Consider the following 13,198-nt stretch of genomic DNA (forward strand, 5'->3'; position numbering starts at 1 on the left):
CGGCTACGGGAGGGAATCGGGGAAACCGGCGCCGCACCGGGCAGGAAGTCCGCCAGCGCTGGGCGTTTCCCGCGTACTGTGCCATGCGAGCCCGGCGAAACACAAACCGGATGCATGGCGCTGGTCGTCGCGGCGTCGCAGAGTCCCGGCGTCCAGGCCTGCGTCGCCACCTTCTTCGACCGTGACGGCGTGTGACGCAATTCCGCGCATTTTTTCCGGTCGAATCGTGATCGACGAGATCGGGCGTCAGGAAGACAGCATGAACGATAACCCCATCGTGAACGGCATCGGTGCTTCGACGGCAGCGCGATCGGAGCTCGAGAACCTCGTCGAGGCGATTCAGCAGCTCTCGATGGCGCGAGACCTGAAGCGCGTGATGGCCATCGTCCGCAGCGCCGCGCGGCGTTTCAGCGGTGCCGACGGCGCGACCTTCGTGCTGCGGGAGGGCGAGCTCTGCTATTACGCTGATGAGGACGCGATCGTGCCGCTGTGGAAAGGGCAGCGGTTCCCGATGGATGCGTGCATCAGCGGACGGGTAATGAAACATGGCGAGTCGGTCATGATCGAGGACGTCGCGCTCGATCCCCGCGTCAATGCCGAAGCCTTCCGCAAGACTTTCGTGAAAAGCATGTTGATGGTACCGATTCGCCCGTCAGACCCGCTGGGTGCGATCGGTACTTATTGGGCGGACGCTCACCGGCCGACCGACGAGGAAATCCGAAAGCTGGGGGCGCTGGCGAACAGCACTGCCGTTGCGCTCGAGAACGTGCTGCTGTACGCCTCGCTGGAAAAGCGGGTGCAGGAGCGCACCGAAGCCCTGCAGCGCGAAGTCGCCGAGCGCCGGCAGGTGGAGGCCAAGTTGCGCGAAAGCCGCCAGCGGTTCGCGAGCGTCGTCGAGTCCGCGATGGACGCGATCATCAGCATCGACGCGGCTAAGCGCATCGTGTTCTTCAATGGCGCGGCGGAGGCGATGTTCCGTTGCCGGGCCGTCGACGTCATCGGTCGTACCGTCGATTGCCTGATCCCCGAGCGCTTCCGGGCAGCGCACGCCGAGGATGTCGGCGGGTTCTTCACAGGAGGCGCGACGTCGCGGAAGGTGGGGGAATTGCAGCAGTTGCGGGGCGTGCGCTCGGATGGCGAAGAGTTTCCGATCGAAGCCGCGTTTTCGAAGGTGGAACTCCCCGGGGACCTGCTCGCAACGGTGATCGTGCGCGACGTCAGCCAGCGCGTCGCGACGGAAGCGGCACTTGCGCGTAGCGAGGCGCAGCTGCGTTACGTGACCGACGCGGGAGAGATCGGATACTGGGACTGGGACGTGGCCGCGGATCGCGTCGAATGGTCCGAGCGCTGCAAGGCGATGTTCGGTCTGCCGGCGAGCGAGCCGGTGACCCAGGAGCGCTTCCTCGCCGCCCTGCATCCCGATGATCGCGCGCGAGCGGCAGCTGCGATTCAAGGAACTCTGGCCGGGGAGAGCGATTACGACATCGAGATTCGTCCGATCGAGCCGCAGGCGTCCGCGCGGTGGGTGCACGCGAAAGGGCGTGCGAAGTTCGGGCCCGACGGCCAACCGGTGCGGATGGGGGGCATTGCGCTGGACATCACCGAGCGCAAGGTAATGGAGGACGCCCTGCGCGAGAGCGAAGCGCGCTTCCGAAACATGGCCGACACCGCGCCCGCGATGCTGTGGGTCACGGAACCCGATGGACGGTGCAGCTTCATGAGCCGCGGCTGGTACACCTATACCGGCCAAGCCGATGGCGCGGGCCTCGATTTCGGCTGGCTCGATGCCGTCCATCCCGACGATCGGGACAAGGTAGCAGCCGGTTTCCTGGCGGCGAGCGGGGAGCGCAACCCGTTCGAGCACGAGCACCGCGTGTGCTGTGCGGACGGCGAGTATCGCTGGGTTCTCGATGCGGGCCGTCCGCGCTTCGCCGACGACGGAACCTTCCGCGGATACATCGGCTCGGTCATCGACATCACCGAGCGCAAACACGCGGAAGAGATCATGCGGCGCAGCGCCTTGCACGACCCGCTGACGAATCTCCCCAATCGGACTCTCACGCACGAATTCGCGGATCACCTGCTCGCCGCGAGCAGGCGCGCGCGAGCGTGCAGCGCCGTGATGTTCATCGATCTCGATCGCTTCAAGCCGATCAACGATACCTACGGCCACCACGTCGGCGACGCGGTGCTGAAGGAGGTCGCGAGCCGGTTGCAGCATTGCGTCAGAGGCGAGGATGTCGTCGGCCGGCTGGGCGGCGACGAGTTCGTCGCGGTACTGTCCCACGTTCGTCGCGTCGACGAGGCGACGCGCGTGGCGACCCACGTTTTGGCCCGGCTGAGCGAGCCTTACGAGATCCAGGAGAACGGGACGGGGCTGCGGCTCGAACTGTCACCGAGCATCGGGATCAGCCTCTATCCGGAGCACGGAGAGGATCTCGCCTCGCTGATCGAGTGCGCCGACATCGCGATGTATGCGGCCAAGGCCGCCGGGCGGGCGACGTTCCGGTTTTACCGCGACGCGGACAAAGAAGCGTCGAGGATCTGAACCGACGCACCGGCGCGGCGCGAATGCGGTAACGCCGTGCGTGCGCGTCGCCTCAGCCCAGCGAGCGGACGAATTCCAGGACCTGCTCCACGTGACCGGGAACCTTGACACCCCGCCATTCCCTCGCGATCCGGCCGTCGACATCGATGACGAACGTCGATCGCTCGATTCCGCGCACCTGCTTGCCGTACATGTTCTTCATCTTGATGACGCCGAAGGCGTTGCACGCGGCTTCCTCGGCGTCGGAAATCAGCTCGAACGGCAAGCCGAGCTTGGCCTTGAAGTTTTCGTGCGACTTCAGGCTGTCGCGCGAGATGCCGAACACTTCGCATCCGGCGCTGCGGAAGGCTGCGTGATGATCGCGGAAGTCGGCCGTCTCGTTCGTGCAGCCGGGCGTGTTGTCCTTGGGGTAGAAATACAGTACGACCTTGCCGCCGCGCAGCGCGGAGAGCGAGACGGAGTCGCCGCCGGTTGCGGGAAGGCTGAAGTCGGACGCGGTGGGGTGAGCATTCGCGTTCATGGAGTCTCCGGCAAGAAAAGGCGGCCGCGTGAGGCCGCCGAAGGTCGGTCGAGAGCCGTGTCGGCGGGATCAGGCCGCGTCAGGACGCGTCGAAAACGAGCGCGGCGACGACCGCGCGCCCCTCGGTCGCGAGAATGTTGAACGTGCGGCAGGCGGCGGCGAGATCCATGATCTCGTAGCCGATGTTGGCTTCGATCAGCGGACGCAGGACCTGCGGCGAGGGAAAGCGCTGGCGCGTGCCGGTGCCGACGACGACGACTTCGGGTTTCAGGTCGCGCAGCAGCGCGAAATCGTCGGCGCCGAGCTGCTCGACGCCGGCGGACGTCCACGGGATGACCCGGTCGCTGGTCAGGATCAGATTGCCGTCATGGCGCACCTTGTTGATCAGCACGTGATCGGCGCCGTAGCCGGTGATCAGGTTGAGGTTGGGATTCTGTTCGAGATTAAGCTTCATGGACTCGTTCGGTCGCGCAAAATTGCCGGGGGGTACAGGCTTGGATAAGATACCTTCTTTTGGTTTGCCGGCCCAAAAGAAGCGTTTCCGGCAGCCACGAGCCTCCGTCGCCGGGCCCGGCGCGGGATTATTCAGAACATGCGAAACAAAGGACGGACTGCGATGAGCGTCGAGCCGAAACTGCGCGTTGCCCCCCCGATAGCCGAAACCCCCGAGCCCGGGCCGGAGGCGGCGGGGGCGGGGGCGAAGCTCGTGCGCAAGTCCGCGAAGCTCGCCAACGTCTGCTACGACATCCGCGGCCCGGTGCTCGTCAAGGCGAAGCAGATGGAGGACGAAGGGCACAAGATCATCAAGCTGAACATCGGCAACCTCGCCGCGTTCGGCTTCGACGCGCCCGAGGAAATCCAGCTCGACATGATCCGCAACCTGCCGAATTCGGCGGGTTACTCGGATTCGAAAGGCATCTTCGCCGCGCGCAAGGCGGTGATGCACTACACGCAGCAGAAGCACATCAAGGGCGTCACGCTCGAGGACATCTACATCGGCAACGGCGTTTCCGAGCTGATCGTGATGGCGATGAACGCGCTGCTGAACATCGGCGACGAAGTGCTCGTGCCGGCGCCGGACTATCCGCTGTGGACCGCCGCGGTGAGCCTCTCGGGCGGCACGCCGGTGCATTACATCTGCAACGAAGCCAACGGCTGGCTCCCGGACCTCGACGACATGCGCGCGCGGATCACGCCGAACACGCGCGCGATCGTCGTCATCAACCCGAACAACCCGACCGGCGCGCTGTATCCCGATCACATCCTCAAGGGCATCGTCGACATCGCCCGCGAGCACGGGCTGATCCTCTATGCGGACGAGGTCTACGACAAGGTGCTGTACGACGGCGCGACGCATACTTCGATGGCGTCGTTCTCGGAGGACGTGCTGACGATCGTCTTCAACGGCCTGTCGAAGAACTATCGCTCCTGCGGTTACCGCGCCGGCTGGATGGTCGTGTGCGGCGACAAGCGGCACGCGCAGGACTACATCGAGGGGCTCAACATGCTCGCGTCGATGCGGCTGTGCGCGAACGTGCCCGGCCAGTACGCGATTCAGACCGCGCTCGGCGGCTACCAGAGCATCGACGATCTCGTCGGAGAAGGCGGGCGGATGCGGCGCCAGCGGGACCTCGCGCACCAGTTGATTACCGCGATCCCGGGCGTGACCTGCGTGAAGCCGAAAGCCACGCTGTACATGTTCCCGCGGCTCGACCCGAAGCTCTACCCGATCCAGGACGACCAGGCGTTCATTGCCGAGCTGCTCGAAGAGGAACGCGTGCTGCTGGTGCAGGGGACGGGCTTCAACTGGCCGCAGACCGACCATTTCCGGCTCGTCTTCCTGCCGCACGAGGACGACTTGCGCGACGCGATCGGGCGGATCGCACGCTTCCTCGAGAACTACCGCAAGCGTTGCGGAACCTGAAAGGCGGCCTGCCGCCGCCGGAACGCGGCCGCTCCCCGCGTTCCGCATCTGTCACTTCATCAACCGAAAGAGCTCTTATGAAACCGATCAATGTTGGCCTGCTGGGCATCGGTACCGTCGGCGGCGGTACCTTCACCGTTTTGAAGCGCAACGAGGAAGAGATCACGCGCCGCGCCGGTCGCCCTATCCGCATCACCGCAGTGGCCGACAAGAACCTCGAACTCGCACGCAAGGTCGCGGGCGACGACGCGCGACTGACGGATGACGCGTTCTCGGTGGTCGCCGACCCCGAGATCGACATCGTCGTCGAGCTGATCGGCGGCTACGGCGTGGCGAAGGAGCTCGTGCTGAAGGCGATCGAGAACGGCAAGCACGTCGTCACCGCGAACAAGGCGCTGCTGGCGGTGCACGGCAACGAGATCTTCGCCGCAGCGCAGAAGAAAGGCGTGATGGTCGCGTTCGAAGCGGCGGTCGCGGGCGGGATTCCCATCATCAAGGCGCTGCGCGAGGGCCTGTCCGCGAACCGCATCCAGTGGCTCGCCGGCATCATCAACGGCACGACGAACTTCATCCTGTCGGAGATGCGCGACAAGGGCCTGCCGTTCGCGGACGTGCTGAAGGAAGCGCAGGCGCTCGGCTATGCCGAAGCCGACCCGACCTTCGATATCGAGGGCGTCGACGCCGCGCACAAGGCGACGATCATGAGCGCGATCGCGTTCGGCGTGCCGATGCAGTTCGACGCCGCGCACGTCGAGGGCATCACGAAGCTCGACAGCATCGACATCAAGTACGCGGAGCAGCTCGGCTACCGCATCAAACTGCTCGGCATCTCGCGGATGCGTCCGGACGGCGTCGAGTTGCGCGTGCACCCGACGCTGATCCCGGCCAAGCGCCTGATCGCGAACGTCGAAGGCGCGATGAACGCCGTCGTCGTGAATGGCGACGCGGTCGGCTCGACGCTCTACTACGGCAAGGGCGCCGGCGCCGAGCCGACCGCGAGTGCGGTGATCGCCGACCTCGTGGACGTGACCCGCTTGCATACGGCGGACCCGGAGCACCGCGTGCCGCATCTTGCGTTCCAGCCGGACAGCGTGCACGACCTCAAAGTGCTGCCGATGGACGAGGTCGTCACGTCCTACTACCTGCGCATGCGCGTCGAGGACAAGCCGGGCGTGCTCGCGGACATCACGCGCATCCTCGCGGACAACGGCATCTCGATCGAGGCGCTGATCCAGAAGGAAGCGGCCGAGGGCGAATCGCAGACCGACATCATCATGCTGACGCACGAGACGGTCGAGAAGAACGCCAATGTCGCGATCGCGAAAATCGAAGCGCTGCCGGTGCTGAAGGGGCGGGTCACGCGTCTGCGGATGGAAGCGCTGCAGTAAGCCGGCCGCAGCAGGCGGCGGCCCGGGCGGCTCGTCGGATGGATCTCGAATGAAACTGAACATCTCCGACTACCGGCGCTCGGCCAAGGCCCGGCTGCCGCGCTTCGTCTTCGATTACATCGACGGCGCGGCCGAAGACGAATCCTGCGCGCGGCGCAATCGCAGCGACTTCGAGCGCGTATCGATCGTGCCCAGGATGCTCCGCGACCTGACGCGGATCGACCCGTCGATCGAGCTCTTCGGCGATACCTGGCGGCAGCCGTTCGGCATCGCGCCGACCGGCTTCAACGGCTTCGTCCATCCGCAGGGCGACGCGATGCTCGCGCGCGCGGCGGCGGCGAGCGGCATTCCTTTCGTGCTGTCGACCGCGTCGAACATGCGCCTCGAAGCGGTGCGACAGCCCGACGGCGTCAACTGGTTCCAGCTTTACGTGCTGACCGAGCGCAGCGTCGCCGAGCAGATGGTGCGACGCGCGAAGAACGCGGGTTACCGGGCGCTCGTGCTGACGGTCGACGTGCCGGTCAGCGGCATGCGCGAGCGTGATGTGCGCAACCGCTTTCGCCTGCCGTTCCGTCCCGGACCGGCGATGCTTTTCGACTTGTGCCGCCATCCGTTGTGGCTCGCGCGGCAGATCGCGGTCGGCGGACCGGGCTTCGTCAACCTCGTCGAGCAGGAGGGCCCGGTGCCGGCAGCCGTCGGCGCCGCCGCGCTGACGCGCGACATGGATCGGAACCTCACCTGGGAGAGCCTCGCGTGGCTGCGCCGGCTGTGGGACGGGCCGCTGCTCGTGAAGGGGCTGCTGCACCCGGACGACGCGCGGCTCGCGCTCACGCACGGGGTCGATGGAGTCATCGTGTCGAATCACGGCGGCCGGCAACTCGACGCCGCCCCCTCGTCGATCGGCGCACTGCCGACGATAGTCGATGCGATCGCGGACCGCATCCCGGTGCTGCTCGACAGCGGCATCCGCCGCGGCTCGGACATCGCGAAAGCGCTCGCGCTCGGCGCGCGCGCGGTGCTGATAGGCCGGGCGACGCTTTACGGCCTCGCGAGCGGCGGCGAGGCGGGCGCGAGGTCGGTCATCGATCTCCTCGCGACCGAGTTCGCTCGCGTGCTGACGCTCTGCGGCGTCGCGAGCGCCGCAGAGCTCGACCGCGGCGCGCTGAGTGACGCCCGCTTTCCGATTTTGCCGCCGCTGCCCAGCGGTGCCTCGCCGGTGCTAGACGACCCTTCCAGACGGGCGGCACGGGCCCCCGCGCAGCGAGACGCGGTGACCGAAACACTCGCCGACGAGCGGTCTTGACTGTTTCACCTCCTTACATCGAAGCTAGCGGCAGCGCCGATCGGCGCATCGCTGGATAAATACAAGATCGAGGAGACTTCATGAGTTCGCAATCGCGCAGCGGGAGCGCTGCATCGTTGTTGCCATTTCTGCGTAGACGCCGCGACGGTGCGCAATCGACCGTCGCCGAGCTCGGCGGAGAACGCCCGGATATCGGCGAGGAGGCGACTGGTGCGCGCGGCGGCTTCGTCGCCCACGTCCGGCAAACCATCACCGAGCTGCGCAGCAAGGGAACGAGCATCGCGGTCGAAGCGGCGAAGCTGAATCTGCGGATTCGGCAGAGCGCGGTCAGCGCGACACGCCAACGCGAACTCGCCGCGTCGATCTTTGCCGCGAGCGAGACGAGTCGGGGGGCGGTGACGCGGGTGAGCGCGCGCGCGGACGAAATCGAAGCCGCGACGGCGGCGAATCTCGAAGCGGTGCAGGCGAATTACCGCGAACTGCTCGACGTCGCCGGGCGCATACGCGGAATCAGCGAAAAAGTGCGCTCGTTCGAACGCATCGTCGCCGAACTCAACGATCACTCGGCGAAGATCCGTGACATCGGGCTCCTGATCAACCACATCTCCGACCAGACCAACCTGCTCGCACTGAACGCCGCGATCGAGGCGGCGCGTGCCGGTGAAGCGGGGCGGGGTTTCGCGGTCGTCGCGGACGAGGTCCGCAAGCTCGCCGAGAAGGTCAAGATCGCGACCGGCACGATCACCGAGAACTCCGACCAGATGCTCGGACTGGTCGGCGCGACCGAAGCGGAGACGCGCGGCATCGCCGAGGATTCGGACCTCGCGCATCGGGTCGTGCAAAAATCGTCGGAGAATTTCGCGGCGATGGTCGGCGAGTTGCAGCGGATCGGCGAGCAGATGAAGGACATCACGCGCTCGATTCATGAAATTCGCGACTCCGACGAGACCGTGCATGGGCTGGTCCGCGAGATCAACGCGCTGTCGGGGCAGGTGACCGAGCAGATGCGCGAATCGGAGCAGTTCTCGAACGAACTGCGCGAGCACACCGAAGGGCTGCACGCGCTGTCGTCGCGTTTCCGCATCGGCGAGTCGGCGTACGACCGGCTCGCGCGCGTCGCCGAGGAAAGCCGTGCCGAAGTCGTCGCATATCTGGAGGGCAAGGCGCGCGTGCTCGACCTCTTCGACACCCGCTACCGCCCGATCTCCGGGACGCAGCCGCCGAAATTCCACACGAGCTACGACACCGCGGTCAGCAAGGACCTGCAGGACATCTACGAGCGGGTGCTCGAAAAGATTCCCGACGTCGCGTTCTGCGGCGCTTTCGATATCAACTGCTACATGCCCGTGCACAACCGGCGCTTTTCGGTCGAGCCGAACGGTGACCTAGAGCACGACCTGCGGTACAGCCGCCACAAGCGCATCTACGATGATGCGACCTGCCGCCGCGCGCTCGCGAACAAGGGCCCGGCGCTGCTGCAGACCTATGTCCGTGATACCGGGGAGGTGCTCTGCGACCTGTCGCTGCCGATCTTCATCAGCGGGCGGCAATGGGGCGTCTACCGTTTCGGCTTCTCGCCGTCGCTGCTGCAGGACTGAAGCGCCTTCGTGCGTGGACGCTCTGCGGCCACTGACGGATAATGCCGGGCTCGCGTGCGGGCCGGGCCGGGCAAAAACCCGGTGGCTGTCTGACCGATCGCACGCAGTCCGAACCCTGCTGATCTGAAGGATCCACCGTGAAGTATCTCTCGACCCGCGGCCACGCCGCCCGACCCGAGTTCTGCGACATCCTGCTCGGCGGCCTTGCGCCGGACGGCGGTCTTTACCTTCCCGAAAGCTACCCGCGGATTACGCGTGCAGAGCTCGACGCGTGGCGTCCGTTGTCGTACGCCGAGCTCGCGTTCGCGGTCCTGTCGAAGTTCATCACCGACGTTCCCGCGGCGGACCTGAAGGCGATCTGCGACAAGACTTACACCGCTGACGTCTATCGCTTTGCGCGCCCGGGCGACGACGCGGCCGAGATCACGCCGGTGCATTGGCTCGAGCCCGGCCGCTTCGGGCTGCTCGAACTGTCGAACGGCCCGACGCTCGCCTTCAAGGACATGGCGATGCAGCTGCTCGGCAACCTGTTCGAGTACGTGCTCGACAAGCGGGGCCAGCAGATCAACATCCTCGGCGCGACCTCCGGCGACACCGGTTCGGCGGCCGAGTACGCGATGCGCGGCAAGCACGGCGTGCGGGTGTTCATGCTGTCGCCGCACGGCAAGATGAGCGCCTTCCAGCGCGCGCAGATGTACTCGCTGCAGGACGACAACATCTACAACATCGCCGTCACCGGCATGTTCGACGACGCGCAGGACATCGTGAAGGCGGTGTCGAACGACGCCGCGTTCAAGGCAAAGTACAAGATCGGCGCCGTGAATTCGATCAACTGGGCGCGTGTCGCGGCGCAGATCGTCTATTACTTCAAGGGCTATTTCGCGGCGACGACGTCGAACGACCAGGAAATCGCTTTCTGCGTCCCCTCGGGCAACTTCGGCAACATCTGCGCCGGCCACATCGCGCGCCAGATGGGCCTGCCGGTCGCGAAGCTGATCCTCGCGACGAACGAGAACGACGTGCTCGACGAGTTCTTCCGCAGCGGCGTGTACCGGCCTCGCAAGGCGGCCGAGACGCACGTCACGTCGAGTCCGTCGATGGACATCTCGAAGGCGTCGAACTTCGAGCGTTTCGTCTTCGACCTCGTCGGGCGCGACGCGGCGAAGGTTGCCGAACTGTGGAAATCCGTCGACGCCGGCGGCACGTTCGATCTGTCCGGTTCCGAGGCCTTCGCGCGCATCGGCGACTTCGCGTTCGCCTCCGGGCGCAGCTCACACGCCGATCGGCTGGCGACGATCCGCAGGGTGTTCGACGAGTACGGCGTGATGATCGACACGCACACCGCTGATGGCGTGAAGGTGGCGCGCGACTGCGAAGCCGAGGTGCCCCCCGGTGTGCCGCTGCTGGTGCTTGAGACCGCGCTGCCGGTGAAGTTCGCCGAGACGATCCGCGAGGCGCTCGGCCGCGAGCCGGAACGCCCCGCCGAGCTCGAAGGCATCGAGCAGTTGCCGCAGCGCGTCGAAGTGATGGCGCCCGATGTCGATGCGGTGAAGCGCTTCGTCGTCGAGCGGATCGACGCGGCCGGCTGAGTCAGCACCGTCGGCCGGAGGGTCGAAGCTCCTCGCCTCGCGCCCGCCCGCTTTCCGCGGCGCGCGTCCCGGGCGCTTCGTTCTCGCCACTGGCCGGCCGCCGCAGCGGCCGGCCAACTCATACTCGTCAAGCGATGACCTCCTCGATCACCCCGCGTCAGGCATTGTCGCTGTCGATCTTCGCCGCACTGGCGACGATCGGCATGAAGTCGGGCGCGTGGTGGCTGACCGGTTCGGTCGGCTACCTCTCGGACGCGCTCGAATCCATCGTGAACCTCGCCGGCGCGACGTTCGCGCTGTTGATGGTGTCGTACGCGAGCATGCCAGCCGACCGGGAACACCCGTACGGACACGGCAAGGCCGAGTATTTTTCCGCGGCGTTCGAAGGGGTGATGATCTTCATCGCCGCGCTCGCGATCATCGCCGCGGCGGTCGAGCGGCTGATCCACCCGCAGCCGCTCGGTGAACTCGGCATCGGCACCGCGCTCTCGGTCGGTGCCAGCCTGCTGAACTTCCTCGTCGCGAAAGTCCTGTTCCGCGTCGGCCGCGCGCATCGCTCGCTCGCGCTCGAAGCGGACGCGCGCCACCTGATGACCGATGTCTGGACCACCGCGGGCGTCGTCGTCGGCGTCGGCCTCGCCAGCGTCAGCGGCTGGAACTGGCTGGATCCGCTGGTAGCGATCGCGGTCGCGCTGAACATCCTGCGCGAGGGCTCGCATCTGATGCACCGCTCGGTCGACGGTCTGATGGACCGCGCCCTCGAGCGCAGCGACATCCAGGAAATCGAAAAGGTGTTGCAGTCGTTCGAATTCCAGGGCTGCCGCTTCGCGAACCTGCGCACGCGTGCTGCCGGGGCGATGCGATTCGCACACGTCGATGTCCGCGTTCCCGGAGATTGGAGCGTCGCCCGGGCGCACGACCTCGCGGATGCGGTCGAACTCGCGGTGAAGAAGCATACGGACACCGCGCTTAGCACCCATGTCGAACCGCTTGCGAAGGGCGGCAAATCGGGCGCGATGACCCCTGACAGCGAGCCGCACGCCGCTGCTGCGGAAATGAGCGGGAACGCCGACGCAGCGCGCGGCGAGTAGGGCGCGAGAGGCCGGCAGCATTCGCCCCGGCGGTCAGCGCGGCCAGACCGTCGCATGTCACGGGCGCGGAAAGCGCGAGATGCCGACGGAGTTCGAGGCGGGTAAAGCGCCGGAATCCCCGGACGATCCGCGGTGCCGCGAGCGGCGTGACGGCACGGCTCGCACTTCGTCTGAATCGGGGGAGTGGCGGCGGTCTGGATAGTGCGCTTGTGCCGGGACGGCGCAGCGCAGGCAACCGGGTCGCGGTGACCGGGTTGCCGTGATTGCGGCGAGTGCTATTCCTCGATGTGGCGCAACGACAGGTCGATCGCGCGGACGTCCTTCGTCAGGCTGCCGATCGAAATCCGATCGACGCCGGTTTCGGCGATCGCGCGCACCTTTTCGAGATTCACGCCGCCCGATGCTTCGAGTTCTGCCCGTCCCGCGGCGATCTTCACCGCTTCGCGCATCGTCTCGGGGGACATGTTGTCGAGCAGGATCATCTTCGCGCCCGCATCGAGCGCTTCGTGAAGTTGCTCGAGCGTCTCGACCTCGATCTCGATGAAGACGTTCGACGGCGCGATTTCCTGCGCTTGCTCGAGTACCCGCGCGACGCTGCCGGCCGCGATGATGTGGTTTTCCTTGATCAGGATGCCGTCGTAGAGACCGATGCGGTGATTCGTGCCGCCGCCGACCGCGACCGCGTACTTCTGCGCGAGACGCAGCCCCGGCAGCGTCTTGCGCGTATCGACGATCTTCGCGCCGGTGCCGGCGACCGCATCGACGAAGCGCCTCGTCACCGTCGCGGTGCCGGACAGCAGCTGCAGGAAATTCAGCGCGGTGCGTTCGGCGGTCAGCAGGACGCGCGCGCCGGCGACGACGTCGCACAACACCTGGCCGGCCTCGATCCGGTCGCCGTCGCGTACATGCCAGACAACGGCGGCCGCCGGGCTGAGGGCCTCGAACGCGGCGTCGAACCACGCGGTTCCGCACAGCACCGCGTCTTCGCGAGTGATGACTCGCCCGCGGGCATCGGTCTCGAACGGAATCAACCGGGCCGTGAGGTCGCCGGTGCCGACATCCTCGGCGAGCGACGTGGCGACGTTGCGCTGGATCTCGATGCGAAGCTGCTGTGAAAGGCTCATGGATCGCGTTCCTCATGTGGAGGGGATGCATTCTAGCCGTTCCGGCGAAGCACGGCCCGCCCGCGACCGGCATCGGCTCGTCATTCTAGCGCTCGGCGTATCGCGGGGTCCCG

At 66.4% G+C, this 13,198-nt stretch carries 10 protein-coding genes; 7 read left to right on the forward strand and 3 right to left on the reverse strand.

Annotated elements, in window-relative coordinates:
- Nucleotides 1-259 precede the first annotated feature (259 nt).
- A complete protein-coding gene (locus ROZ37_RS16500) occupies nt 260-2,548 on the forward strand; it encodes a diguanylate cyclase domain-containing protein (RefSeq protein ID WP_312660960.1) in 2,289 nt (762 codons plus the stop codon).
- A gap of 52 nt (nt 2,549-2,600) precedes the next feature.
- Here ROZ37_RS16500 and ROZ37_RS16505 read toward each other — a convergent pair whose 3' ends face one another.
- Both ROZ37_RS16505 and ROZ37_RS16510 read right to left on the reverse strand, forming a co-directional pair.
- Nucleotides 2,601-3,068 carry a peroxiredoxin gene (locus tag ROZ37_RS16505; protein ID WP_312660961.1) on the reverse strand — a complete coding sequence of 156 codons (468 nt, stop codon included), beginning with the start codon at nt 3,066-3,068 and terminating at the stop codon, nt 2,601-2,603.
- Nucleotides 3,069-3,147: 79 nt separating this feature from the next.
- Entirely contained in the window at nt 3,148-3,522 is a 375-nt protein-coding gene (locus ROZ37_RS16510; RefSeq protein WP_312660962.1) for an Mth938-like domain-containing protein, read from the reverse strand.
- Nucleotides 3,523-3,684: 162 nt separating this feature from the next.
- Here ROZ37_RS16510 and ROZ37_RS16515 point away from each other — a divergent pair, with 162 nt between their 5' ends.
- The 6 genes from ROZ37_RS16515 to ROZ37_RS16540 all read left to right on the forward strand — a co-directional run bounded on the left by ROZ37_RS16515 (nt 3,685) and on the right by ROZ37_RS16540 (nt 11,961).
- On the forward strand, nt 3,685-4,992 hold the full coding sequence (locus ROZ37_RS16515) for a pyridoxal phosphate-dependent aminotransferase (RefSeq protein WP_312660964.1): 1,308 nt from the start codon (nt 3,685-3,687) through the stop codon (nt 4,990-4,992).
- 77 nt (nt 4,993-5,069) lie between these two features.
- Complete coding sequence (locus ROZ37_RS16520; protein ID WP_312660965.1) at nt 5,070-6,380, forward strand: homoserine dehydrogenase; 1,311 nt, start codon at nt 5,070-5,072, stop codon at nt 6,378-6,380.
- Between the two features lie 49 nt (nt 6,381-6,429).
- Nucleotides 6,430-7,683 (forward strand): alpha-hydroxy acid oxidase, encoded by a 1,254-nt coding sequence (locus ROZ37_RS16525; protein WP_312660967.1) that lies wholly within the window; start codon nt 6,430-6,432, stop codon nt 7,681-7,683.
- Nucleotides 7,684-7,763: 80 nt separating this feature from the next.
- The gene (locus ROZ37_RS16530; protein WP_312660968.1) at nt 7,764-9,281 is read left to right on the forward strand and encodes a methyl-accepting chemotaxis protein; all 1,518 of its coding nucleotides are present in this window, start codon (nt 7,764-7,766) and stop codon (nt 9,279-9,281) included.
- Nucleotides 9,282-9,418: 137 nt separating this feature from the next.
- Nucleotides 9,419-10,870: a threonine synthase gene (gene thrC, locus ROZ37_RS16535; protein WP_312660969.1), complete on the forward strand. Its 1,452-nt coding sequence runs from the start codon at nt 9,419-9,421 to the stop codon at nt 10,868-10,870.
- Nucleotides 10,871-11,004: 134 nt separating this feature from the next.
- Complete coding sequence (locus ROZ37_RS16540; protein WP_312660970.1) at nt 11,005-11,961, forward strand: cation diffusion facilitator family transporter; 957 nt, start codon at nt 11,005-11,007, stop codon at nt 11,959-11,961.
- A gap of 275 nt (nt 11,962-12,236) precedes the next feature.
- Here ROZ37_RS16540 and nadC read toward each other — a convergent pair whose 3' ends face one another.
- Nucleotides 12,237-13,085, reverse strand: a complete 849-nt coding sequence (nadC, locus tag ROZ37_RS16545) for a carboxylating nicotinate-nucleotide diphosphorylase (protein WP_312660971.1) — start codon at nt 13,083-13,085, stop codon at nt 12,237-12,239.
- Between the last annotated feature and the right edge of the window lie 113 nt (nt 13,086-13,198).

Origin of the sequence: Aromatoleum sp. (assembly GCF_032027225.1) — a bacterium.
GTDB lineage: Bacteria > Pseudomonadota > Gammaproteobacteria > Burkholderiales > Rhodocyclaceae > Aromatoleum.

Excerpts from the sequence above, each read along its gene's own strand:
- ROZ37_RS16530 (WP_312660968.1), top strand. The coding sequence starts at position 7,764 with ATGAGTTCGCAATCGCGCAGCGGGAGCGCTGCATCGTTGTTGCCATTT.
- ROZ37_RS16510 (WP_312660962.1), bottom strand. The coding sequence starts at position 3,522 with ATGAAGCTTAATCTCGAACAGAATCCCAACCTCAACCTGATCACCGGC.
- ROZ37_RS16515 (WP_312660964.1), top strand. The coding sequence starts at position 3,685 with ATGAGCGTCGAGCCGAAACTGCGCGTTGCCCCCCCGATAGCCGAAACC.
- ROZ37_RS16525 (WP_312660967.1), top strand. The coding sequence starts at position 6,430 with ATGAAACTGAACATCTCCGACTACCGGCGCTCGGCCAAGGCCCGGCTG.
- ROZ37_RS16505 (WP_312660961.1), bottom strand. The coding sequence starts at position 3,068 with ATGAACGCGAATGCTCACCCCACCGCGTCCGACTTCAGCCTTCCCGCA.
- nadC (WP_312660971.1), bottom strand. The coding sequence starts at position 13,085 with ATGAGCCTTTCACAGCAGCTTCGCATCGAGATCCAGCGCAACGTCGCC.
- ROZ37_RS16520 (WP_312660965.1), top strand. The coding sequence starts at position 5,070 with ATGAAACCGATCAATGTTGGCCTGCTGGGCATCGGTACCGTCGGCGGC.
- ROZ37_RS16540 (WP_312660970.1), top strand. The coding sequence starts at position 11,005 with ATGACCTCCTCGATCACCCCGCGTCAGGCATTGTCGCTGTCGATCTTC.
- ROZ37_RS16500 (WP_312660960.1), top strand. The coding sequence starts at position 260 with ATGAACGATAACCCCATCGTGAACGGCATCGGTGCTTCGACGGCAGCG.